General features: G+C 38.0%; 26 protein-coding genes and 1 pseudogene. 21 read left to right on the forward strand and 6 right to left on the reverse strand.

Annotated features, from left to right (window positions below; genetic code table 11):
• Positions 1-91: 91 nt before the first annotated feature.
• Positions 92-814 (forward strand): TonB-dependent receptor plug domain-containing protein, encoded by a 723-nt coding sequence (locus EG346_RS16220; protein WP_123880055.1) that lies wholly within the window; start codon positions 92-94, stop codon positions 812-814.
• 60 nt (positions 815-874) lie between these two features.
• Here the strand turns inward: EG346_RS16220 and tpx (EG346_RS16225) are convergent, their stop codons facing one another.
• Positions 875-1,432 carry a thiol peroxidase gene (tpx, locus tag EG346_RS16225; RefSeq protein WP_123880057.1) on the reverse strand — a complete coding sequence of 186 codons (558 nt, stop codon included), beginning with the start codon at positions 1,430-1,432 and terminating at the stop codon, positions 875-877.
• Positions 1,433-1,610: 178 nt separating this feature from the next.
• On the opposite strand from tpx (EG346_RS16225), the gene EG346_RS16230 reads away from it, so the two are divergent.
• From EG346_RS16230 to EG346_RS16250, 5 genes are all read left to right on the forward strand, one after another.
• Positions 1,611-3,239, forward strand: coding sequence for an NADP-dependent glyceraldehyde-3-phosphate dehydrogenase (locus tag EG346_RS16230; protein WP_123880059.1), 1,629 nt, complete (start codon positions 1,611-1,613; stop codon positions 3,237-3,239).
• A gap of 155 nt (positions 3,240-3,394) precedes the next feature.
• On the forward strand, positions 3,395-3,898 hold the full coding sequence (locus tag EG346_RS16235; protein ID WP_123880061.1) for an RNA polymerase sigma factor: 504 nt from the start codon (positions 3,395-3,397) through the stop codon (positions 3,896-3,898).
• Between the two features lie 18 nt (positions 3,899-3,916).
• Positions 3,917-4,732, forward strand: coding sequence for a hypothetical protein (locus EG346_RS16240; RefSeq protein ID WP_123880063.1), 816 nt, complete (start codon positions 3,917-3,919; stop codon positions 4,730-4,732).
• Positions 4,733-5,204: 472 nt separating this feature from the next.
• Positions 5,205-5,705, forward strand: coding sequence for an RNA polymerase sigma factor (locus EG346_RS16245; RefSeq protein WP_073335249.1), 501 nt, complete (start codon positions 5,205-5,207; stop codon positions 5,703-5,705).
• Between the two features lie 18 nt (positions 5,706-5,723).
• On the forward strand, positions 5,724-6,314 hold the full coding sequence (locus EG346_RS16250; RefSeq protein ID WP_123880065.1) for a hypothetical protein: 591 nt from the start codon (positions 5,724-5,726) through the stop codon (positions 6,312-6,314).
• A 43-nt stretch (positions 6,315-6,357) separates the two neighbouring features.
• Here the strand turns inward: EG346_RS16250 and EG346_RS16255 are convergent, their stop codons facing one another.
• A complete protein-coding gene (locus EG346_RS16255) occupies positions 6,358-7,890 on the reverse strand; it encodes a S41 family peptidase (RefSeq protein WP_123880067.1) in 1,533 nt (510 codons plus the stop codon).
• Between the two features lie 253 nt (positions 7,891-8,143).
• Between EG346_RS16255 and EG346_RS16260 the strand changes: the two genes are divergently transcribed.
• Positions 8,144-9,169 (forward strand): hypothetical protein, encoded by a 1,026-nt coding sequence (locus EG346_RS16260; protein WP_123880069.1) that lies wholly within the window; start codon positions 8,144-8,146, stop codon positions 9,167-9,169.
• A gap of 171 nt (positions 9,170-9,340) precedes the next feature.
• Entirely contained in the window at positions 9,341-10,456 is a 1,116-nt protein-coding gene (locus tag EG346_RS16265) for an MBL fold metallo-hydrolase (protein ID WP_317048598.1), read from the forward strand.
• A gap of 1 nt (position 10,457) precedes the next feature.
• Here EG346_RS16265 and EG346_RS16270 read toward each other — a convergent pair whose 3' ends face one another.
• Positions 10,458-10,745, reverse strand: a complete 288-nt coding sequence (locus EG346_RS16270) for a GNAT family N-acetyltransferase (protein WP_073335245.1) — start codon at positions 10,743-10,745, stop codon at positions 10,458-10,460.
• 300 nt (positions 10,746-11,045) lie between these two features.
• Here EG346_RS16270 and EG346_RS16275 point away from each other — a divergent pair, with 300 nt between their 5' ends.
• The 4 genes from EG346_RS16275 to EG346_RS16290 all read left to right on the forward strand — a co-directional run bounded on the left by EG346_RS16275 (position 11,046) and on the right by EG346_RS16290 (position 14,642).
• Positions 11,046-11,465 (forward strand): hypothetical protein, encoded by a 420-nt coding sequence (locus EG346_RS16275; protein ID WP_123880071.1) that lies wholly within the window; start codon positions 11,046-11,048, stop codon positions 11,463-11,465.
• 118 nt (positions 11,466-11,583) lie between these two features.
• Positions 11,584-12,489, forward strand: coding sequence for a helix-turn-helix domain-containing protein (locus EG346_RS16280; protein ID WP_123880073.1), 906 nt, complete (start codon positions 11,584-11,586; stop codon positions 12,487-12,489).
• A gap of 88 nt (positions 12,490-12,577) precedes the next feature.
• Entirely contained in the window at positions 12,578-13,579 is a 1,002-nt protein-coding gene (locus EG346_RS16285) for an aldo/keto reductase (protein WP_123880075.1), read from the forward strand.
• A gap of 70 nt (positions 13,580-13,649) precedes the next feature.
• A complete protein-coding gene (locus tag EG346_RS16290) occupies positions 13,650-14,642 on the forward strand; it encodes an MBL fold metallo-hydrolase (protein ID WP_123880077.1) in 993 nt (330 codons plus the stop codon).
• 212 nt (positions 14,643-14,854) lie between these two features.
• On the opposite strand, the gene EG346_RS16295 is transcribed toward EG346_RS16290, so the two are convergent.
• The 3 genes from EG346_RS16295 to EG346_RS16305 form a co-directional block, all read right to left on the reverse strand.
• Complete coding sequence (locus EG346_RS16295) at positions 14,855-17,074, reverse strand: NADP-dependent isocitrate dehydrogenase (protein WP_073332719.1); 2,220 nt, start codon at positions 17,072-17,074, stop codon at positions 14,855-14,857.
• A 106-nt stretch (positions 17,075-17,180) separates the two neighbouring features.
• Positions 17,181-18,296 carry a DUF8740 domain-containing protein gene (locus tag EG346_RS16300; protein WP_123880079.1) on the reverse strand — a complete coding sequence of 372 codons (1,116 nt, stop codon included), beginning with the start codon at positions 18,294-18,296 and terminating at the stop codon, positions 17,181-17,183.
• 14 nt (positions 18,297-18,310) lie between these two features.
• Positions 18,311-18,763: a T9SS type A sorting domain-containing protein gene (locus EG346_RS16305; protein ID WP_164466196.1), complete on the reverse strand. Its 453-nt coding sequence runs from the start codon at positions 18,761-18,763 to the stop codon at positions 18,311-18,313.
• Between the two features lie 160 nt (positions 18,764-18,923).
• On the opposite strand from EG346_RS16305, the gene tpx (EG346_RS16310) reads away from it, so the two are divergent.
• The 9 genes and pseudogenes from tpx (EG346_RS16310) to EG346_RS16350 all read left to right on the forward strand — a co-directional run bounded on the left by tpx (EG346_RS16310) (position 18,924) and on the right by EG346_RS16350 (position 24,718).
• On the forward strand, positions 18,924-19,421 hold the full coding sequence (tpx, locus tag EG346_RS16310; protein ID WP_073332711.1) for a thiol peroxidase: 498 nt from the start codon (positions 18,924-18,926) through the stop codon (positions 19,419-19,421).
• An 88-nt stretch (positions 19,422-19,509) separates the two neighbouring features.
• Positions 19,510-19,752 carry a VOC family protein gene (locus EG346_RS16315; protein WP_181876064.1) on the forward strand — a complete coding sequence of 81 codons (243 nt, stop codon included), beginning with the start codon at positions 19,510-19,512 and terminating at the stop codon, positions 19,750-19,752.
• 79 nt (positions 19,753-19,831) lie between these two features.
• Positions 19,832-19,933, forward strand: a pseudogene (locus EG346_RS25165) (VOC family protein); the annotation flags it as partial.
• A 106-nt stretch (positions 19,934-20,039) separates the two neighbouring features.
• Entirely contained in the window at positions 20,040-21,251 is a 1,212-nt protein-coding gene (locus EG346_RS16325) for a DUF763 domain-containing protein (protein WP_123882719.1), read from the forward strand.
• 295 nt (positions 21,252-21,546) lie between these two features.
• Positions 21,547-22,137 carry a Crp/Fnr family transcriptional regulator gene (locus EG346_RS16330; RefSeq protein WP_123880083.1) on the forward strand — a complete coding sequence of 197 codons (591 nt, stop codon included), beginning with the start codon at positions 21,547-21,549 and terminating at the stop codon, positions 22,135-22,137.
• A 77-nt stretch (positions 22,138-22,214) separates the two neighbouring features.
• Positions 22,215-22,625 (forward strand): VOC family protein, encoded by a 411-nt coding sequence (locus EG346_RS16335; RefSeq protein WP_123880085.1) that lies wholly within the window; start codon positions 22,215-22,217, stop codon positions 22,623-22,625.
• A 221-nt stretch (positions 22,626-22,846) separates the two neighbouring features.
• Positions 22,847-23,308: a DinB family protein gene (locus EG346_RS16340; RefSeq protein ID WP_123880087.1), complete on the forward strand. Its 462-nt coding sequence runs from the start codon at positions 22,847-22,849 to the stop codon at positions 23,306-23,308.
• A 107-nt stretch (positions 23,309-23,415) separates the two neighbouring features.
• Entirely contained in the window at positions 23,416-23,940 is a 525-nt protein-coding gene (locus EG346_RS16345) for a DinB family protein (RefSeq protein ID WP_123880089.1), read from the forward strand.
• Between the two features lies 1 nt (position 23,941).
• Complete coding sequence (locus EG346_RS16350) at positions 23,942-24,718, forward strand: alpha/beta fold hydrolase (protein ID WP_123880091.1); 777 nt, start codon at positions 23,942-23,944, stop codon at positions 24,716-24,718.
• Positions 24,719-24,851 lie beyond the last annotated feature (133 nt).

Here is a 24,851-nt window from a genome sequence, read left to right on the forward strand (position 1 = left end):
AAAGCTTCCCTTTGCTGCTCATTTTTACAGAACTTATCTACATGTTTCCAACCTTTTCCCATCATCCCGCATCTCTATATAAAAAGAGACTATGAAAATCACCATACCAAAACCATGTCACGAAAACTGGGAAATAATGACGCCCGAAGAGAAAGGTAGATTTTGTTCCGTTTGTTCCAAAACTGTCCGGGATTTCTCCGTGGCTTCTGATCAGGAAATTATAGAGGTTTTTTCTCATTCTTCAGAAGACATTTGTGGAAATTTTAATGCATCACAGCTTAACAGAGATCTGCAATATTCTTTTATCAATTCACTCTTTACGAAGTTTGCGGTCGGTTTTATGCTGACAACAGGAGGATTTGTTTCAGTATATGCACAGCAAAATGAAGTACACGATACTTTAAAAGCAGACGAAATAAAAGACGTTGTGATCTTCCCACAAAAACAAAAATTGCTGCTGGGTTCAACGACCGTAATACCGGGAAATCTTTTAGTGAATACTCAACGGAGTGAAATGCAGGCCCAGCTGAGCGGTTTGATGGGTAAGGCAATTACTACTGTAAAAAAAGACGATACCGCTTACCGGAAAATGATGATTGGAGGCGCTTCATCAACGCTGAAGAGTACTGAAAAACCTTTATGTGTCATCAATGGAAAGGTGAGTAGTTTCGAAGAACTCAGTTCGATGGACACTAAAATAATAAAAACAATGAATATTCTGAAAGGAGCTTCTGCAATGGCAATGTATTGCTCAAAAGCTCAAAATGGCGTCATTGTAGTAACCACTAAAAAGAAAGAAAAGCTAAAAAAATAACGAGTTGCGGCGATCGAAGATCGCCGCAACTCGTTTTAAATTATTTCAAAAGTAAAAAACTTACTTTTTCACTGCTGCAATAGCTGCTTCGTAATTAGGTTCATGCGAAATATCATCCACCTGCTCTTCATACACAATCTTTCCTGAAGGATCAATCACCACAACGGCTCTGCTTAAAAGACCTTTCATCACAGAATCTGTGATTTCCACCCCATATGTTTTCCCGAAATCAGAACGGAAATCCGAAAGCATCACCACATTCTTGATGCCTTCTGCGCCACAAAATCTTTTTTGGGCAAAAGGTAGATCTTTGGAAATACAAAGAACCACCGTGTTGGGGATATTGGCAGCATCTTCATTGAAATGATGGACGGAAGCCGAGCAAACGCCTGTATCTACGCTTGGAAAAATATTAAGAATGATGAATTTACCTTTGTAAGACTCCAGAGTCTGGTCTTTCATTGTAACGTCCGTAAGGGTAAACCTGGGTGCAGCCTTATTCACGGCCGGAAGTTTGGCGTAAGTATGAACGGGTTTTCCTCCCATCATGACTGTATTCTGAGCGAAAGTACATACGGAGAAAAGGAATAACGTACTGAAAATTATTTTTGAAAACATGACATTTTATTTTGAAACAAAATTATTCTTTTTTTAGTCTCCGTTTATTAATTTTAATTCAAATACCCGATCAATAGAGCAAATCTATCAACTGCCTGTTTTTAAAATCAATTTTAACGGCTACCTTTATTCTGTATAATATTAGAATCACACTCAAGTATCAAAAAAATAAAAATTTATGAATTCAGTCAACAAGCCGTTATTTCAAGATATTTTTAAAAATGAAAACGATATTCCCGAAGAATATAAAGTTCCCGAGATTCACCAGAAGGTCTATCTTCTGAATGGGGAGCTGGTAGAATGGAAAGGAGAGGTGCAGAATATCTATTCTCCCGTTTGCATTCCTACAGAAAAAGGTCTCGAAAGAAAACTTCTCGGAAGTATCCCCAACATTGGCCCCAAAGAAGCGATGGACGTTCTTGACGCTTGCGTGAAAGCTTATGATAATGGCCTGGGCGAATGGCCAACCATGTCTGTAGAAGGGCGCATCCAATGCATGCAGAAATTTGTGTACCTCATGATTGAGCAGCGTGACCTCGTTATCAAACTGCTGATGTGGGAGATCGGGAAAACGCTCGCCGATTCTACCAAGGAATTCGACAGAACTGTAGATTATATCAATCAGACCATTGATGCCCTGAAAGATCTGGACAGGGAATCTTCCCGTTTCCAGGAAGCGGAAGGAACGATTGCGCAGATCAGAAGAGCTCCGTTGGGCGTTGTTTTAAGCATGGGACCATTCAATTATCCTTTGAATGAGATCTTCACTACCTTGATTCCTGCCCTGATCATGGGAAATACCATCTTATTTAAACTTCCAAAACATGGTGTTTTAGCCCATTACCCGTTACTGAATGCTTTTAAAGAAGCCTTTCCGAAAGGAACCGTCAACACCCTTTATGGTAAAGGTTCAGAGATCATTACTCCCATCATGGAAAGCGGAAAAGTAAATGTTCTGGCTTTCATCGGATCCAGCAAAGTAGCCAACGGACTGAAAAAGCTGCACCCTAAAGTTAACCGTTTACGCGCCATCCTGAGCCTTGATGCTAAAAATGCAGCCATCGTGACTAAAAATGCCAATCTGGATGTTGCAGTAAGCGAATGTATCCTTGGTGCATTATCTTTCAACGGGCAACGTTGTACCGCCCTGAAACTGATATTTGTTCAAAAAGAAATTGCTGAAGAATTTACAAAAATACTAAGTGCTGCTGTTTCTGCCCTGAAGCCGGGGCTGCCGTGGGAAAAAGATGTCAAAGTAACCCCACTTCCCGAAGTGAATAAACCTTCTTATCTGAAAGAATGTATTGAAGATGCTTTGGCAAAAGGTGGAAAAGTTTTAAATGAAAACGGAGGATTCACGGAAGAATCTTTTGTTTTTCCTGCCGTGGTTTATCCGGTCAGCAGTGATATGAAATTATATCATGAAGAACAGTTCGGCCCTGTGATTCCTGTGGTTCCGTTTGAAGACATAGAAGAGCCTATAGATTATCAGGTCAATGCCTCTCATGGGATGCAGGTGAGCATTTTCAGTGAAGATCCGCAGGAGGTTTCCCGATTAATTGATCCTTTTGTGAACCTGGTAAGCCGTGTGAACATCAATTGTCAGGCCCAGCGCGGCCCGGATGTTTTTCCGTTTACAGGAAGAAAAGACAGTGCCGAAGGAACACTTTCTGTTTTCGATGCACTCCGTTCATTTTCTATCAGATCTCTGGTAGCCGCAAAACTTACGGATTCCAATAAGAAATTATTAAATACCATCGTGAGAGAACATGATTCTAATTTTCTAAGTACAGACTATATTTTCTAGACAGAATTTCTATTCTATTTAACATAAAATAATAATCCTCATTAAATTTCTTTGTTTTTTGAGGATTTTGTATTTTGAAGCGTGGCTATTTTAGTTTTTATGTTAAAAAAGTAGTATTTTTATGAAAATGCTGCTGTACGAGTAGAGTTTCGAGCATGTCTTTAATGGAAAAAGAATTTTTAGAGAAAATTGAGAAACATAAAGGTGTTATCTTCAAGATCTCTAAAATGTATATGGACGATCAGGATGATCAGAATGATCTTTATCAGGAGATCATTTATCAGGCCTGGAAATCATACGGCGATTTCCAAAGGAGAAGTGACTTCTCTACATGGCTCTACAGAACAGCGCTGAATACAGCCATTGTATTTCTGCGCAGCGAAAAAAAACGTAGTTTTATACAAAATCAGGGGATAGAGAATCTTGTTGTTCCGCATGAATCCTATAATGATGCAGATGATAAAAATATGAAACTGATGTATGAGGCCATCCACCAGCTCAGCCCCATAGACAAAGCACTTATTTTTTTCTTTTTGGAAGATTTTCCGGGCAAAGAAATTGCCCTCCAGTTGGGAATTACGGAAGTGAATGCCCGCGTAAAGCTCAATAGAGCAAAAGTAAAATTAAAGGAAATCATCGAAAAGCAAAAAAAAAGATAAGATCTAAAACAAAAACAAATGGAGTTAGAAAATTTAAAAGAACTTTGGAATAAAGACAACAGGCAGGATCTGCCTGAAATTTCCCTCGAAAAACAAAACGAGATCCATTCTCCGATGCAGATGCTGAAGATCAATATGGAAACAGAATTCTGGCTGATGGTCGTCACCATGCCCATGCTTCTGATCGGCTTTCCGTTTGCCTCTGGTGACCGGAATATTGTGATTATCTCGGCCTTTGTCGTCGTTCTGACGGTGGGGTTTATTATTTATTTCTATTCCCGCTTTCTCAAACTTTACAAAATACTGTGCAAAAGCGGCATCAATACCAATTATGATCTGTTTAACCTTAAAACACAGCTTTTAATATCGAAAGAAATCTACATTTCCTATTATATTTCCTACATTCCGCTCGCTTTTCTGCTATCTCTTATCAAGATCAACTTTCATTTTGAAGTGCAGTATAATCTGGCCATTTTCGGGGTCAGTTTTCTGATTACCCTCATGCTGGTCTGGTTTATTATAAAATATTGGATCTATTATATGTACGGCCGGTATATAGAAGATGTGGTACGTTTGGTAGATGAACTGAACGGCTTGGAAATACCACCCAGAAAAGCCGGAAAAAATTCATGGTTTGAGCGTTCCCAGAAGTTTTTTATGAATAAATTCGGACTTAAAGGAAATATCGTGAATACCGTCATTTGGTTTGTATCAGTCTATGTCTTTATCATCCTTTTTTTGACCCTCGTTCTTCTGCTTCTCATCATCATTGGTGTCAAGCTTGATTGTATAGATCTTCATACCCTTCAGAAGGCTTTGGACCGGCTGAATTAATTTCTTTAAAGAACTTAATAGAATACCACACCCCGAAGAAAATTTTCTTCCGGGTTATTTTTTAAATTTTGAACAAAAGGGTAATAGCTGAAAAACGCCTGTATTAGGGGACCCGGGAATATGGGGTTAAATTGTATACGAATGATATTGCTTTTTTGTGTAAATTTTTCACCTGGAAGTGTAACATTTTTACTTTTTTCCTACTAACTACTAGAAACATAAAATGTTAGTAACCCATTGGGACTTGTGCTGCTCAAATGAAAACTGACTGTTCAATTTAATTGATAAACCATTCTGTAAAAGTTTATAGATTAAATTATTTCGTACAAAGGCGCTGTTTTATGAACGGATGCCGGAGAAAAATAAAACACACAATGGAGCCCGGCAGGAAATTTTCTGTTGGGTTTTTTATTTTAAGAAATATCTGTAACATTTTTTTACATTTAAAACTAACTCTGTAGAGCCCGAAGATATGAACTCATCAGAGCAGGAATTTTTAGACAAAATAGAAAAACATAAAGGAATCATTTTTAAGATTTCTAAAATGTATATGTCCGAAAAAGACGACCGGGATGATCTTTTTCAGGAAATAACGTATCAGATCTGGAAAGCCTATCCCAACTTCAGAGGCCAGAGCGAGTTTTCTACATGGCTCTACAGGATTGCCCTCAATACCGCTATTATTTTTTTGAAATCAGAGAAAAAGAGAGGTTTTATTTCCAATGAAGATTTTTCCGTGTATAAAGTTATTCAGGAAGAATATGACGAAGGAAAGGAAGAAAAACTGATCCAAATGTATCAGGCCATCCGTCAGCTGAATGCGATTGATAAAGCTTTTATTTTTTACTATCTGGAAGACTTTTCCGGAAAAGACATTGCAGAACAGATGGGGATTTCCGAAGGTAATGCAAGGGTAAGAATGAACCGCGCCAAAAATAAACTGAAAGATATCTTAAACTCAAATCAATCATAACTTTAAATCAGTACCCCAATGAATATAGATGAATTAAAAAACGTATGGAATGAAGAGGTTTCGGAAGAAACCCCTGAAATAAGTATTGAGCAGAGAAATAAGATCAACCTTCCGCTGGAAAAAATGCGTAAAAACATGCGCATGGAATTCTGGTCTATCATTGGGATCTTTATATTTTCATTTACAGTATGTGCTTTTTGCAGGCCATTCAAACTCCAGTTTTATATTACGGTCCTTATTGCATCCATGCTCCTGGTTACGATCTTCTTTTTCAGTAAATTTTTCAGATTGTACAGTGATATCAGCAATCCCATGCTCAAAACGTATGATTCCCTGAAAGATCTCGTGATGCAGGTCAATCTGAATAAACAATATTATTTGTCATACTATCTGAGCTTTGTGCCTTTCATCGTCTGCGAGATGATCATTGTAATAGAATTTATTCCATGGCGTGAGCCGATGAGTGAAATAAAAACAGCCGTTATTCTGATCAGCTCAGTGACAGGCGGACTTTTCTTCTTGTTTCTGACCGGAAAATTCTGGTTCAACCGTTATTATGGAAGATATATTGTCCATATTGAAGATCTTATGAAGGAATTAAAGAAGTAGAAACAGTTTCGGCGGGCTTTCAGCCCGCCGAAACCCTATAAAACTATTGATGTTCTTTTTCTTTTGCAATTTCTTGTTTTACCCATTCCAGCTGCGGATCTCTCTTTTCAATAATATCCTGCATACTTTCTGTAATGGTAATATCCGGCGCAACTCCTTTTTTCGTATGTAGAAAATTGATGTTGGGTTGTACCAGTAATAATCCGATGGGAAGATTGATTCTGGAATGCGGCAGTTTTTGGTAGGAATAAAATCCAGCCACCGTTCCGTCATTCGCACCCCCGGTTTCTTCACCAACCAGAACTGCCCTTTGATCATATTTCAGCTTTGCTGTGATGATCGAAGAAGCTGAAAAACTTCCCCCGTTAATCAAGACAAAAACCTTCCCGTTGAATGCATCCTTGTTGGGTTTTGTAGGCTTGTCTGCTTTCATTTTATAAAAGACTTTTCCATCCTTTTTATAGGTGCTGAAGGTCTGTGCAAAAACATAAGTAGGGTAGGCCAGACTCTTAAAGGCATATTGAAAAGCATTGCTTTTTCTGAAATAATTCGTCTTTAACGGAGTAAGCCTTGAGGTAAGCTGCGAAGGCTTGATCAGTACATAAGGCTGTGGTGCCAGATATGAATACAGATTGTTGATCTCATACAAAGATCCTCCGTAGTTGTTACGAACGTCGATAATAAGGTATTTCGATCCTGCTTTTTTGATCTTTTCAAAGGTTTCCTTGTAAAACTTATCAGAATAATCCCTTGAAAAACTTTTAACTTTTATGTAAGCAGTGGTGCTGTCCTTATCCAGAAATTTAAAATTCCGGTTATAAGAATTGCTTGATGCTACATAATCATTCACTTTCTTTTCAGGCGTGCGTTTTTCCTGCTGCTTATCCTGGTCCAGATCATTTCTGGATTTGGATTCCCGGTGTAATGTATACGTGTTTTTTTGCCCTTTGTACAACGTTTCTATCGTTGCGGTATCTTTAAAGCCGTTTTCTGCCGTATAAAAATTAAAGAATACATCTTTTAAAAAATAAGACTGAAAAGTAGTATTGTATCCGTCACTGCTGATCAGGGCACGGTATTTTTTTAAATATTCACTGACAGGAACCGTATTGATAGACAAAACTTCAGTTCCCGGTTGTATGTTTTCTATCGAGTCTTTATTTTCAGTGATGTATAAATGATCATCTTTTACATAATATTCAAAGCGGCTGAACAATCCTTTCTTGTTTTCAAGAGTCTTGATCTCTCTTTTCGAAAATTTCTTTCTGGGAATTCTCAGCGAAAGATGTCCTTCACGGATATCCGCGATCACGGGTTGCAGTTTAAAATAAAACTGTAGGGGAGTAAGAGGTTGGTTGATTGTCTGTTTCAGACTGTCAAATTTGTGGTCAAGATCCTGTTTGGAAATATACCAGTAAAGCTGGGGATGCATCTTCTGAAGCTTTGAATACGCATAGTCTACGTCTTCCTTAAGCTTGTCTGGTTCAATGCAAGATGCCCGCTGTTCATTGTGCCTTCTGATAGATGCACATGAGGATAGCGCTGCGGCCAGCAATATAATCGAATAATTTTTCAACGTGTTTTGACTTTTTTCAATCTGCTAAATTAAAAAAGATTAAAAATATTCTGGTTAAATAAATGCTAAATTATTCAGAATGTTTCATAAAATGTTCTGAATTTACAGTTTTCTATATTTACAGATTCATTTGTTTCTCCTTTAAAATATTTACTCTACAATAAGTGATAAATGTCAGGTTGTGAAAAGATGCATATTGTTTCTACTCTTAAATCATTAGTTTTGCGCGAAAAATATATAAATTATAAAGAATATGAAAAAATTATTATTACCATTAATAACTTTAAGTTTATTAAGTTGCTCATCGGAAGATACCCTGGAAGATGTGAACATTCAAAACAATGAGATTCAAACTAAAAATGATCTGTTACAGCGTGGAGGAGGAGGATTTGTAAACACTCCTACTGATCCACAAAATAAAGTATGGCAGATTATTGATTATCCTTGGCAGATTTATGGATTTTACAGCAGCTTTTTGAATAAACATATGTATTCAAGCAGCGGGCATCCTTCCATGATTCCTAAAACCCAGCCAGGACAGTCATGGTATTTTCTGGACAGAGCTTTGGGAGCCACTGATGGCGAAGGAAATGGTAATGGCAGCATGATTTCATCCTGGTTTAATACCAATACCCAGGATTTGGTTCTGACGACCAATCCAAATGAATTTACAGGGCAAAACGGCTGGGAAAAAGTGAATGATTTAGGTAAAAGCTTTATTGGCAATGAGCCGGGAACCTTCCCTATATACAGATATTTCAGAAATGAAACCAAATCTCATTTTTATACAAGAGACAAAAATGAATTAGGAGACGGAAAGAACGGTTTTGTATATGAAGGAATCGCTTTTTACCTTAAAGAACCTGCACCTTATGAATACAGAATCCATGACGGGACTTTCTATCAGGATAAAAAGACTAATTCTGTATATGTAGTTATGGAAGGACAGCTAAGAATGATTGAAAATACAGAGGTTCTTACCAGGGTATTTGATTTTAGAAATAAACGTCCGCTTAACATGCCTGCCACTTATATCAATAAAGTTGATGATATTGAAATTATTCAAGGAAGCAGAGGGCCAATGATACAGGCAAACGCACGTCTTTCCGAGGATGTAAATACCGGTATGAGGTATTTTAGTGATCCTAACGGTACCCGTGGTAATCTGAAAATTATACCTTCTATGCTATTTGATATCTACCATTTTAATGATGGCTCTCTTGTAAGAACAACCGGTACCAATAATAGTCGTTTGCAGGAACTTAAAAAAACATATTAAAATCCTGAAAAATTGCCCTGTAATCTCAGATTAAGCAATTTTTATAACTTCATAAACTCCCAATTATCTTTGATAGGTAATTGGGAGTTTTTTATTTAATTGCCACAATTTATATTTGAATTATGCTAAAAAAAAAGCTGAATTTCCATGTCAGTTTAAAAATAAATACCTTTGAAGCTTATTTTAATGCAGATGATCTATTTTATTTTACCAGCCGTTTTTTTGATTGCTTTATCCTTCATGGTGATGAATCTGCCGGCTTTTGGAGCGGCACCAAAAGGCAAAAGACTCGAGCGCATAAAACAGTCAAAACTCTATAAAAACCGTCAATTTCAAAATATCAGTCATACCCCGAATATTACCGAAGGGTACAGTACTCTAAAAGTTACTTATGATTTTATTTTGGGTAAAAAAGATCCGCTCCTCAAACCATTGAAGACGATTCCTTCCGTTCATACAGATCTAAAAAAACTAGACAAAGATCAGGAGGTATTCATCTGGCTGGGGCATTCCTCTTATTATCTCCAGACGGATGGTGTATCTTTTCTTGTAGATCCTGTGCTGAGCTTATATGGTTCTCCTTTTAAGTATTTTAACAAAGCATTTAAAGGATCAGATATTTTCAAACCGGAAGATATTCCCAATCTTGATTATCTGGTGATTACGCATGATCATTTTGACCACCTGGATTATCCTACTGTGAAATCAATCAAAGACCGGACGGGTAGGGCTATTGTGCCTTTAGGAGCCGGAGCGCACCTTGAAAGATGGGGCTATCCTGAAGAAAAATTGATTGAAGAAGAATGGGGAGCAGAAGTGCTTTTAAAAAATAACATAAAAATCAGTTTTACACCGGCAAGACATTTTTCCGGAAGAAAAATAAAGCAGAACAATACACTCTGGACCTCCTACGTTCTGGAAACGCCTACAAAAAAAATATTTCTGGGTGGTGATAGTGGATACGATTCTCATTTTAAAGCAATAGGTGAGCAATTCGGACCTTTTGATTATGCAGTTCTGGAGAACGGACAATATGACGAAGCCTGGAGGTATATCCACGCACTTCCTGAAGATGTTGTTCAGGCTGCGATTGACCTGCGGGCCCAAAATACTATTCCTGTCCATTCTTCAAAGTTTGCACTTGCTCTTCATCCATGGAATGAACCGCTTCAGAAAGTAACGGATTTAGGAAAAGAAAAAGGACTCAACATCCTTACCCCAATGATTGGGGAAGTATTGGATATGAATGCTTTAGATCACCAGTTTAACCATTGGTGGGAAGCCTGATTCATGCATGCCAGATATTCTTATATCTTGAAGGATGATTTTCAAACTGCTGGCGTACAAAATCACACTCGGGATCTACCAGAAGATCTTTTTCCTCGGAATAGCGGACCAGTTCATCCAGAAGCATTTTGGCATAGCCGTGGCCTTCGCGTTCCTCAATAATTTTAGTATAATAAACGATCAGCAGCCTTCCGTCAATTTTTATAGACATATATCCTGCTTTTTCTCCATCCAGTAATAGTTGCAGTTCGTCCTGATAGGGAGATATTTCAAACTTTATATTTTCCATAATAATTAAGATTTGGTTGGGTTAAATTGATTTCCTTAATTCCGGTGATCAAAGATGGTCATAAGGTGAAAATGTGAAATTTCTTGCAGACTTATTGTTCACCCATTTAAAATTACAAATTAAAATAATACAAAACATCAGTTTTTACCAAACTTAACGAAATTTTAAGTCCGTTGCTGCTATCATTTTAAAGATTGTCATGGGTTTATTCTTTTTTAACAAAGATTGGGAGTATAATTTGAAGGATTGGCATTTTAATTGACTTTAGTAGAGTAATCTAATTTTAAAACGATACTAAGAATGAAAAAAATAGTAATTGCATTAATGCTCACAGGAACTTTTGGATTGAGCTTTGCACAGTCAGATTATTATAATGATTACAGAAGAAGTATCAATGATGTCAACTGGCAGTCAGTGGCAGAAGATCTTTTGCTTTCCGTATCCCAGACCAACCAGCTGAATTCTTTAAATGACAGATACAGGGATTATGATTCTTGGAACAGGACTTATGTAAGTCATCCGGACAGATGGAGGGAAGATCGGTATAATGAGATCGAAAGAATACTCGGAAGAGAAAAGTATACTAAGTTTAAAAAGAACTATTATAAAGGGCAGAATCCTGTAGCAGTATATAACCGTAACAAAAATAACGATAAGAAAAATAAAGGCCATAAAAACAAAGAGTATAAAATGAACAGGGAAAAAAGGCATCATCATTAAATCTAATATCAATTATATAGTCAATTACAGGTGACTGGCATTTTTGTCAGTCATTTTTTTGTTGCATAATAATCAGTTTAAAAACATTGTATTGGTTTGAATTTTATAACTTAGTACAATGGAATCTAAAGAAACAATACAAGGATTTTATTTACGGAATGCCACAGTGGAAAGACTGGAAACTGATAAGACTGCCGGAGTCGGGCATTTTAATGTGTTTACGCGTGAAAGCTGTTCTCTGTTAACACCTTACAGCAGAAGGGATTATTATAAAATTTCGCTGATCATTGGAAAAGGAAAACTCCATTATGCAGATAAATGGATCTATGTAGACCGTCCGGCGCTCTTGTTTTCAAATCCTGTTGTTCCTTATTCATGGGAAGCAGATGACGAAGACCAGACCGGATGGTTCTGTCTTTTTACAGACCAGTTTCTGCAGAACGGAACCCGTCTGGGCAACCTTCAGGATTCGCAGCTTTTTAAAATTGGGGGAACGCCCATCTTTTTTGTGGATAAAGACCAGCAAAAAACGATCTCTGATCTTTTTATCAAGATGATGTCTGAAATAGAGTCCGAGTATATGCACAAATATGATATGCTCCGTACCTGCCTTCATCTTTTGATCCATGAAACAATGAAGATGCATCCTGCAGAAAACTTTGAACCCTACCAGAATGCTTCCCATAGAGTGGCCTCATTATTTATGGAACTTCTTGAAAGACAGTTTCCCATTGACAGCCCTGAAGCTTATCTGAAATTAAAAACGCCTAATGATTACGCACAGAGTCTTTCCATTCATGTCAATTCTTTAAACCGTTCTGTTAAAGAAATGACCGGAAAGACCACCAGCCAGCAGATTGCATCACGAATCACTCAGGAAGCCAGTGCACTTCTGAAACATACAGACTGGAATATCTCTGAAATTGCCTATGGATTAGGATTTGAGGAGCCCGCTTATTTTACCAACTTCTTTAAAAAGCAAACCGGATTATCTCCCAACGCAGTCAGAACAACGGTTGTTTGATTTTTATAATTCTTGGTTTGAATTCTATAGAATATCCGGACTGGTCTTGTTTTAATTTTGTCTTCTCAATTTAAAATCACAACCCATTATGAAATTCAGAAAATTAGGAAACACAGGAGAGCAGTTATCTGCAGTAGGATTAGGATGTATGGGAATGAGCTTTGCTTATGGCCCGGCAGATGAGCAGGAAAGCATCAGTACCTTACACAAAGCATTAGATTTAGGAGTGAACTTCTGGGATACAGCAGATATGTACGCGAATGGAGAAAATGAAAAACTCATCTCAAAGGTTTTGGTTCCGAACCGCGATAAGATCTTTATCGCGACCAAATTCGGATTCAGATTTAAAGATGGAAAACCAAGTCACAGCGGAGCACCGGGGACCTATTTTGACGGTTCACCGGAGTGGATTAAAAAAGCTGTTGATTTAAGTCTTCAACGATTGAAAATCGATACCATTGATCTCTATTATGCTCACAGAGTGGATCCGAATATTCCGGTAGAAGAAACGGTAGGCGCTATGGCAGAACTGGTAAAAGCCGGAAAAGTAAAATATCTGGGATTGTCAGAAGCTTCTGCAGAATCGATCAGAAAAGCGAATAAAATCCATCCAATCACTGCGTTGCAGTCAGAGTATTCTATCCTTACCAGAGATGTAGAAAATGAAATACTTCCTACGATCAGAGAACTGGGAATCACGCTCGTCCCTTATTCTCCTTTGGCAAGAGGTCTTTTTGCTAATATCAATGACGTACAGAATTTCGGTGACGAAGATTTCAGAAAAACCTTACCACGATATCAGGAAGAATATTTGGAAAACAACAGAAATCTGGCAAGGGAAATCAATGAACTGGCTCAGTCTAAAGGAATAAAAGGCACTCAGCTAGCACTTGCCTGGGTACTCAATCAGGGAGAAGATATTATTCCTATTCCGGGCACTAAACGTATCAAATATCTGGAAGAGAATATAGAAGCCGTGAACATTGATCTGTCATCATCAGATCTAGAAACGATCGACAGTCTTCTTAAAAAATACCCTAATGTGGGCGAAAGATATACCGAAGGTTCAATGAAATTAGTCAATAACTAAACCTATCCTATTTCCGGATTTCTGAATATAAGCAGGGATCCGGATTTATTGGATACCATTTATTTAGATTATGAACAGAAGAGAACTTTTAAAAAACGGATTGATGGCGGGAGCATTAAGCTTTGTTCCTTTTACAGATGTTTTTGCAGGAACTAAAATGATGATGCCTGATCCCGAAGAAGACCTTTCAGGGTTTAAAAAGCTAAAACTTGGAGCACTGGAGCTATTTGTTCTGACAGACGGATATATTCGCGAGAAAAATATCGATACATTCTCCCCGAGAGCAGATGTGCCTCAAATGAAAACCATGCTGCGGGATCATTTCAGACCCGATCAGTATGTAGACCTTGCGATGAATCTGATGCTTGTCAAAACAAAAGACAGACTGATTTTATTAGATTCAGGAATGGGCATTTTCGCAGATGAAAAAACAAACTTTCTTTTAAAAAGCCTTCAAAAGGCAGGGTTTTATCCCAAAGATATCACTGATGTTTTTATTTCCCATGCGCATCCGGATCATATCGGTGGAGTGGTAGACCAACAGAATAATCTGGTTTTTCCCAATGCTAATCTCTATATTTCAAAAGTAGAATACGACTTCTGGCTGCAGGCTTCTATAAAAGATTTTAAAAATAGTTTCCTAAAGAAACAGCCTGAACTTCTTAATCAGGTAATTCCGGCGATTCAGAATGTACTGAAAACAATTCGTCCGAAGCTGAAATTTTATGATTTTGATATGCCATTATATGATCATTTCAATTTCCGGCTGTCTCCGGGACATACGCCGGGACTTACGGTGGTGTCTGTAGATTCGGGCAATGAAAAATTAATCTACATCGCAGATCTTGTCCATTCTGATGTCGTTCTTTTTCCACATCCTGACTGGGGCTTTTCAGGGGATACAGATCTGGATATTGCTACAGAATCAAGAACAAAAATGCTTGGTTATCTGGCCGAAACTAAAACCAAAGCTTTTGCTAGTCATTTGCCTTGGCCGGGACTTGGCTTTACAAAGAAAGAGGACAGTGGGTATGAATGGATTCCTGAGAGTTTTATGAACTGATAGACTTAAATTTTCTACGACATCGTTTTTACAATAAATCCTCTCATTTCCGGGAGGATTTACTGATTATTGGTCTAAAGAGTTTGCGTAAGGCAGTTTATTTTAAATAGCATGTATTTAAAGACTTACACAGGATAGATTTAAAATGCATTCATTCGGACACAAAAAAAGCTCCTTAAAAAAGGAGCTTTTTTTGATATATCAGTCAGAAATTAAATTCCGTCAATAATTTCATTTAATACTGTACTTGGTCTCATCGCTGTATACGTTTTGTACGTGTCAGTTTTGTAGTAACCATCAATGTTCTGTGGCTTACCTTGAGCACTTATTAGTTCTGCATTAATTACCTCTTCACTTTCCTGCATGGCGTTCGCAACCGGAGCAAAATGAGAGGCCAGTTCAGCGTCAGCAGTCTGGTTAGCTAAAGCTTCAGCCCAGTACATTGCTAAATAGAAGTGAGAACCTCTGTTGTCGATTTGTCCCACTTTTCTTGCAGGAGATTTATCGGTAGCTAGGAACTTAGCATTAGCTTCATCAAGTGCATCCGCTAAAACCTGAGCTTTAGTATTTCCTTGAGTCTGAGCCAGGTGCTCTAAAGAAGCCTGAAGTGCTAAGAACTCACCTAGAGAATCCCATCTTAAATAACCTTCTTCCAGGAACTGCTCAACGTGTTTTGGAGCAGAACCTCCTGCCCCTGTTTCGAATAGACCGCCACCGTTCATCAATGGAACGATAGAAAGCATTTTTGCGGAAGTCCCTAATTCAAGGATAGGGAAAAGATCTGTTAAATAATCTCTCAATACGTTTCCTGAAACAGAAATTGTATCTTTTCCTTCTCTTGCTCTTTTAAGCGTTTCAGTCATCGCATCCTTTACATCCAGAATTCTGATGTCAAGACCTGTCGTATCGTGATCCTTAAGATATTTTTCTACTTTTTTGATGATTTCTCTGTCGTGTGCTCTTCCTTTGTCTAACCAGAAAATAGCTGGAGTATCAGAAAGTCTTGATCTGTTTACCGCTAATTTTACCCAGTCCTGGATCGGAGCATCTTTCGTCTGACACATTCTGAAGATATCACCTTTTTCCACGTTTTGAGAAAGTAGAACATTTCCTGCTTCATCCTGAACTTCAATAGTTCCGTCTGCTGATGCCTGGAAAGTTTTGTCGTGAGAACCGTATTCCTCAGCTTTTTGAGCCATTAAACCTACGTTGGGAACAGAACCCATGGTCGTAGGATCTAATTTTCCGTGCGCTTTCATATCATCAATAACAGACTGGTAGAAACCTGCGTAAGAACGGTCCGGGATAATACATACCGTATCCTCTTCCTTACCTTCTTTGTTCCACATTTTACCGCCTCCTCTTACAAGAGCAGCCATCGATGCATCAACGATGATATCAGAAGGAACGTGGAAATTCGTAATTCCTTTGTCAGAATTTACCATAGCCACTCTTGGTCCGTTAGCTAAAGCAGCTTCGATATCAGCTTTAATGTCAGCTTCCTGAGCATTTCCTTTGATTTTATCGAAAAGGTCAGCAAGACCATTGTTTGGATTAACATCTAAAGATTTGAATGTTTCAGCATATTTGGTAAAAACATCTTTAAAGAACGTTTCTACGATAGCTCCGAAAATAATGGGATCAGAGATTTTCATCATCGTAGCTTTCAGGTGAGCAGAAAGAAGAACGTTTTTGTTTTTAGCTTCAGCGATAGCTTTCTGTACAAAAGCTCTTAAAGCATTTAAGTTCATTACAGAAGAGTCAATCACCTCTCCGGCCTGAAGACCTGCAAAATCTTTTAGTAAAGTTTCAGCACCGTCAGCTCCTTTGAATGTAATTTTATACTGTGTTGCATTCTCAAGCGTTATAGAGTTTTCTGTTCCGTAGAAATCTCCGTTGTCCATATGAGCCACATCAGTTTTGCTGTCAGAAGCCCAATCTCCCATTCTGTGAGGATTTGCTTTTGCATAATTTTTAACCGCTTTTGGAGCACGTCTGTCAGAGTTTCCTTCTCTTAGTACAGGGTTCACCGCACTTCCTAAAACTTTGGCATATTTAGCTTTGATTGCTTTTTCTTCGTCATTCTTAGGTTCTGCAGGATAATTGGGAACTGCGAAACCTTTAGATTGTAATTCAGCAATAGCAGCATCCAATTGAGGTGCAGAAGCTGAAATATTAGGTAATTTGATAATGTTTGCATCAGGTTGAGTCGCCAATTGACCTAATTCCGCCAAGGCATCACCGATCTTCTGGTCATCTTTCAAAAACTCAGGGAAGTTGGCTAAGATTCTTCCTGCCAAAGAAATATCCGGAACGGCAATCTCAATGTTTGCTGATTTGGTAAAAGCTTTTACGATAGGTAAAAACGAGTGTGTTGCCAACATTGGAGCTTCATCCGTAAGGGTGTAATAGATTTTTGATTTGTCTGACATTATACTGGTATTTATTATTTGATATTTTAAGAATCACAAATTTACTAAATATGATTGTTTTATGAAGGTATTTTGCATAAAAAAAGAGGCATGAGCCTCTTTAAATTTATAGTTGTGTAATTGTGTAAGTTCCGGTAGCATCAAAATTGAGACTGAATTCAACCTTATAGTTTTTGGGTACGGTAGAAGAAAGATTGGGAAAAGTAATTGCTGTACCTTCTATATCAAAAGATCCGTCATTCAGGTTATCTCCTAAATCTTCAACCTCTATACTCTCTGACGCAAGCTGGATATAAAATGAACCTCCTGTACTGGTGGTAACTCCATTGATAATGGCCGTAAATTTTCCTGTAGCATTATTATAGGTTACCGAAGTTACAGGCGTGGTACCTGAGATAGCAGTAAACCTGATTTTAGGAACAAAGTTGAAGAAACCAGCCCTCATTTGCGGACCGTTTGGAGCGATCAGAATCTGGTAGTATCCGTTGGACGAAACATTATAATTACTTCCGTTAGCAGTAACGAATCCGTTGGAGTCTGAACCGTAAACCTGTGCACCATTAGCCGGTGAAGCTATGAATTTAATCTGGGTATTGGCCTGAAGGTATTTATAACCCACTTTCGTAGTGCCATTTCCCCGTAGTAATTCAGCGGAGGAAGGAGTAAAGGAGTTATAGGATCCATACGTATATAAGTTGGAAGGTAAAGTATTACCGGATGAACTCGTATTCGTAGGCAGACTTAACATACCGGAGTCACTTACGTTTAATGTATAATTGGTTCCGTTCGGAGATACCAGAGTAATGCCCTGGCCAGGGCCAGTAACGATTGTTTTACTTACCTGTGAATATGGAACACTCATCAGTTGGTTTACCCCGACATTGGTGTAATTGGAACCACCCTGCGGATCCATTTCCACTTTGACGAATTTGGTATTGGTTCCCCAGTTAATTCCTCCGAAGCTCCCTGTAGATGCAGTTCCCTGTCCAATATTTAAATTAACCAGACCTTTTGCGTTAGTCGTTTTGTTATGGGTTTCAGTATACAGAATGTTTCCTGTAGCAGAGTTTTCTAAAATGCTGACTCTTAATGAAATGTTTCCATTAGCAATCGGTGCTCCTGAAGCATTAAAAGCAATAGTCTGATAGCTGAAAGCCTGTGGAACCTGTGCACTTAGTAAAGCAGCAAGATATAATCCTATAGCTGTGTAAAGTTTTTTCATGTTTTGAATAGTTTTTAAGGTTTTTTAATGATTTTAATAGGTTGAAGGTCCGGATTTTTAAAAGTGATCATATACACTCCGGAATTAAGACTGCGGAGATCAAGCTTCCCACTGTCCAGTTTCGCTTTTAATACAAGCCTTCCTGCAGTGTCGTATACTTCTGCATCCTCAATTTTCGACTTAGAATTTAAAGTGATATGAACAAAATCAGCAGTAGGATTCGGATAGATTTTTACATGGTCTTTTTCAAGTTCTTTGACGCCTAAAACCTTTAAAACAGATTGGTAATACATGCCCATAGTCCCTGAATTAGCCTGGTCAGGATCGGTAGGAATGACATAGATTTCTCCTACAGAATGCGTAAAATTGGTGTCAGAAACTGCTCCGGAATTGATATTGCCGATCACAGACTGAGCGAAACCAAAAACAGGCAACCCAAAGAGCAGGAAAGTAATTTTTTTTCGCATAGTTATTATTTTTTGGATTGCGAATATATATAAAATTTTAATCAGAAAAATCATCGGAGGCAGATAAGTACATTTATTTCTACTTTAAGAATTATTTAACCTTTAATGCGCTCCAAAAACTTTCTATTTTAAGTAAATTTGAAGAACAAAAAAATAAATTATGTCAAATATTACATTAAAAGGAAACGCCGTTAATACAATAGGAACTTTACCATCAGTAGGAACTACCGTTAAAGACTTTGCTTTGCTGGATTCAGGATTAAATGTGAAAACGCTTGAGAGTTTTGAAGGAAAGAAAAAAGTATTCAATATTTTCCCAAGTATTGACACGCCTACCTGTGCTTCTTCTGCAAGAAAATTCAATGAAGAAGCTTCGAGCTTGGAAAATACCGTGGTAATCAATGTTTCTAAAGATCTGCCTTTTGCTTTGACAAGATTCTGTGCAGCTGAAGGATTGAATAATGTAGAAACCCTTTCAGATTTCAGAAGCAACTTTGGGGATGACTATCAAGTAACCATTACTGATTCTCCTCTAAAAGGACTTTTAAGCCGTGCTGTCATCGTAACTGACGAAAATAATAAAGTGGTTTATACAGAACAGGTTTCTGAAATTGCAGACGAACCCAATTATAGTGCAGCTATTGAAGCATTAAAATAATTTTAAGATAAAATTTTTATAAAAGCCTTGTGAACGTTTTATTTTGCAGGGCTTTTTTGGGCCATTATATCATCTAAATTCATTCAATATGGTAAAGAGAATTGTCGCCAGTATAAAATCTGATGATCTTTCAAGAGCAGATCATTTCTATCATGATATTTTGGACCTTAACCTACTCATGAACCATGGCTGGATTAAAACTTTCGGAAACTATGAAGAAGCAAAATTTCAGGTAAGTTTTGCCTCCCAGGGAGGAAATGATACCGAAGTTCCTTTACTTTCAATAGAAGTGGATAATGTAGATGAATTGTATGACCAAATACAACAATAGCGGCCTATCAAAGGGAACTGATTGATAAAAATACAAATACAACCGCCCCGGACTTGAAAAAGCCTTCTACGGAGCAGTATCATTTACCGTAAACGACCCTTTTGGAAATACAATCATATTCAACGAAGAATTTGATGATGAGAAGCACAAAGGCCTTCAGTTTTATTCAGGGGATCACTAGAGGAGAGTTGGTTCGCAAAAGATGATACAAGCTTTGTTCAAAAATGGATAACATACAGATGATTCAGATCATCAAAAAATTCACCGGATAACACTACCTTTACATGATGAAACGTTCAGGAACTGCAGATATGCCCCTACACTACGGAAAAGTACCGCCATGGCTGTATGAGCGTATGTCCGCGCTTGGACTTTCCATTATTGAAGTAATCTTAATGGATTATGGTAAAGATGAAGTCCTTCGGAGATTGGCAGATCCGTTCTGGTTTCAGAGCTTTGGAGCCGTCATGGGAATGGATTGGCATTCATCCGGGATCACGACTTCCGTAATGGGAGCTTTGAAACGTTCCATTAATCCTAATTCTCAATCACTTGGCCTTTATATCTGCGGGGGAAAAGGTAAATTCTCCAGAGAAACACCATCAGAACTTCTTCAGATTGCTGATAAAACAGGGCTGAATGGTCATGAACTGGTGAGAGCCAGCAAACTTTCCGCAAAAGTAGATAATACGGCCATTCAGGATGGCTATCAATTGTATCTGCACAATTTTATTTTAGCAGATAACGGAAGCTGGAGCGTCGTACAACAGGGAATGCATGAATCGGACGGGACGGCCAGACGGTATCACTGGCATTCCGGAAATATCAAATCATTTATAGAAGAACCGCACACAGGGATCAATGGGGTTTCAAGAGGAAAAATCCTTAATCTTACCGATGCAGAAGCTTCAGGGAACAGAAAAGGAATTCTGGATATTTCACATACCGATTCCATTGATGTGATGAAAGATTTTTCAAGGTTGATTCTTCCTGCGCATCACGATGTTCAGGCTTCAGATGTTGATTTAAAACGTTTGGGTGCTCTTTTATATCTCACTCGTGAGCAACAGCCTCAGAATTTCGAGGATCTTTTAATGCTCGAAGGAGTAGGACCAAGAACCATGCAGTCATTAGCGTTGGTAAGTGAAGTTATCCACGGAGCTCCCTCAAGATTTGCTGATCCTGCACGATTTTCATTTGCCCATGGTGGAAAAGACGGACACCCTTTCCCGGTTCCTACCAAAACCTATGATGAAAGCATCAGCATTCTTAGAAAAGGAATAGAAAAATCAAAACTCGGAAATTCAGATAAACTGAATACTTTAAATAAACTGCATCAGATTGTAGCGGACACCGAAAAAGACTTTACACCAGATTTTGATATCCAGCAGGTCATCGAAGAAGAAAGACAAAATTCATGGTGCTTTGGAGGGAAAACAGTATTCGGAGATGCAGAACCTCCTAAAAAACCAAAACCTATTCAGCTTTCTCTATTCTGATATAAATATCTAAATGTTCACAATTTATTCTTAGAGTTTAAATTTTAAAATAATCATCTGATCTCATGATGATTTCCATTAAGTGGTAACCATTCCCGTCCTTGTGAGGATTGGGCAATCGAATATTTGAAGGGATGGCTAAAACATGTTTAATTATTTAGAAACAGTAAAAACAGTTAGTAACAATACAGTTAAATGCGGCTTTCTTTATGCATTCCTTCAATTTGTTTAATTTTTCTTATTTGCGATTCAATTAAAAATCATATTTTTAAAATCTTAAAAAAACACCGACTCCATGACCAGCAAAGCCTTAGAAATCTGTTATGATTTCCCGTTTTTTATGCAGGAAGAGCTTGAGGAAATATTTCAGGCTCACGAAAAAGTCTCATTTCAAAAAGGAGATATCATTCTTGAAGAAGGAAAAACGGCCAATGAATATTATATTCTGGAAAAAGGTCTGGCCCGTTCCTATGTCAACGATTTTAGCGGAAATGAAGTAACTACCCATTTTTTTGCAGATAATGAAATCATTATCGAAGTCCTGTCTCTTTTCCAGAGAATTCCTTCCCAGGAAAATATCGTATGCATTACAGACTGTGAATGCTGGAAGTTCGACTTTGAAACATTCCAGGAGCTGTTCCATAAAATTCCCAATCTTAGAGAATGGGGCAGATCATGGATGTCAAAAGAGCTTTTTGCCTATAAACAGCGTTCCGTAGAAATGTTTACCCTTTCTGTAACCCGGCGGTATCTTAATCTCTTAGAGCAAAAATCGCAGGTAGTACAGTTTGCACCTCTCAAGCAGATCGCTTCTTATCTTGGTGTTACCGATACTTCTTTGAGCCGTATCCGCAAAGAAATAGTTTCCCATCCAAAGAAAAATTAAATCTTGTCTTATGGCAAGTTGATTTTCATGGAGGCTTGGTAATTTTGGTTAAAAGTTTAACATCAAATACTTATCATATGAAAATCAATCAGATCTACGTCAATCTTCCCGTAAAAGACGTACAGAAAACAAAAGAATTTTGGACCCAACTTGGTTTTTCTGTCAATGACCAGATGTCAAATGAAAAATCCGTTTGTGTCGTTATGAAAGAAGGGCAAATCTACGTTATGTTTCTCACCGAAGAATCTTTCCAGACTTTTTCCGAAAGACCTGTGCCCAATGGTGATACTACACAGGTTCTTGTTGCCATTAGCCTTGACAGCCGGGCGGAAGTTGACCAGGTAGTGAATGCAGCTTTGGAAAATGGTGCTACCCAACATGAGGAGCCTCAGGATTACGGATGGATGTACCATAATTCTTTTTGGGACATTAACGGACATGGCTGGAATGTGATGTTTGCGGATAGTTCTCAAATGCCCGCAGAATAGCTTGAAATAAGGTAGTCTATCAATATAATCCATTAATATTTCCTGTTAATCTATTCCGGAAAGGCAAAATAATCACATACAATCCCGGCAATTTTGGAAAGTCACACAAAACCATCGGTGGCTATCCGGATACCCTGTTGAAAAAATTGAAGAATTGGGTCTGTTTTCCGGTTCAATGAATCCAGTTGATGAATAGGAGATGAAAATAAAAATATAACGGTATGGAAACACAATCCAATGATATAGAAATCGTAAAAATTCAGGTATTCAGTAACTTCAAAGTGATTTCAATGAATATCGACAGCATTACCCATCAAGAATCTATGATCTTTCCGAATGGAGAAGCCAACTGCATGAACTGGATTTTAGGACATCTTATTTATATCAGAAATGCATTTTTAAATGTTCTGGGAGAAGAATCTTTATGGGATAATGAGAAATTTTCATGCTACAACAGAGGAGCTGTTCCCCTTGAAAGAAAAGAGGAACTGATCACTTTTGAAGAACTGAAGTCTTATCTGCAGCAATCTCAGGATCAATTAGAAGCAAAGATCATCAGTATTGAACGTTTTAATCCGGAAACAATTAATGATATTGCCATTTTATGCTTTCATGAAAATTATCACAGCGGACAATTAGGATATCTTAGAAGAATTCTCGGAAAACCCGGCGCTGTAAAGTAGGGTTAAAAGTATCTGCCAGATTCTTCAGACAGGACTTTTTATCCAAACGCGAGGATTTTATATACTTAGAAAGATCTCATTTTTAAAACAACTAAAAATTAAAAAAAATGGACACCCCAAAATCAAAAAAAGTGGAAATCGTAATTCCGGCTTACCGAATGCATACCCAAAGCTTTCTTAATGTCCTGGATGGAATCTCCGAAGAAGATGCTCTGAAAAGAATTGAAGGAAAAACCAATCATATCGTGTGGATGGCAGGAAACTTTGTCAATATGCGCTACAGTTTGGGATGGGTTTTAGGCCTTAAAGAGGAAGACCCTTACAGCGATCTTTTCTTTCAGGGAAAAGCCCTGGACGAAAACTACAGGTATCCGGATTTGGATGAGCTGAAGAAAAATTTTCATGATATTTCTGCAAAAGTATTTCAGAAATTGATGGAAGTTACTGATGAAGAGCTGGATGAGATGTTTGAGATTGGAATGAATATTCCTTTTGTTCCCGAAACCAAACTCAATTTTACCGGAATGTCTATTGGCCGTGAAGATTATCTATGCGGACAGATAGGCCTGATGAGAAGAATTCTTGGCTATCCTGGAATGAAATATGACACGGATGAAAATCTGAAATATTAGTATGGAACCGAAAGAGAAAGGCTATCAACAGGTTAATGGAATCCGGATGTATTACGAAATCTATGGTTCAGGAAAACCTCTGGTGCTGATTCATGGCGGTGGCTCCTCGATTCTGTTTGATTTTAAGGAAATTATTTCAAGGCTGGAAGGACAATTTCAATTGATAGGAATTGATCTTCAGAACCATGGAATGACTGATCACCGTGATATTCCTGAAACCTTTGAACAGGACGCTCATGATATCGCTGCCCTTTTAAAAGCACTCCCTATCGAAAAAGCTTTTTTCTGGGGATTCAGCAACGGTGGAAATACAGTCATGCAGGTGGCCCGTCTTTATCCTGAAATAGTTGAAAAATTAATCATCGCTTCTGCATTTTATAAAAGAAGCGGGATGATGGACGGCTTTTTCGAAAGTATGGCATCAGCTACGCTGGAGTCAATGCCAGAACCCCTTAAAATCAATTTTCTTAATCTGAATCCGGACTTTTCAAAACTTGAAAATCTTTTCGATAAAGACCGTAAAAGAATGCAGTCTTTTGAAGACTGGGATGATGAGGTTCTGAGCTCTATAGATGTTCCTGCATTGCTGATCGGCGGAGACAAAGACGTCATGAAACCGGAACATATCGTAGAAATGTGGAGGCTTATCCCGGATTCTCAACTGATGATTCTGCCAGCTACCCATGGCTCCTACATGATGGCTGACTTTGAAGGAAACACAGATTCCAATCTGATCAACCTGACTGTAAGTGAGGTGGTCAAATTTTTAAGTCATTAAGGTAATATGAATATTTTAAGTTGAGTTAAGATGAATCATTTTGACCTTTGAGTTGGATGAATCCTCTTCTTGATATTATAAAAACAGCTTGATCAAATCTTAATTATTCCATAAAAAAAATGTGTATCACTCT

This window comes from Chryseobacterium carnipullorum, from assembly GCF_003815695.1.
Taxonomy (GTDB): Bacteria; Bacteroidota; Bacteroidia; order Flavobacteriales; family Weeksellaceae; genus Chryseobacterium; species Chryseobacterium carnipullorum.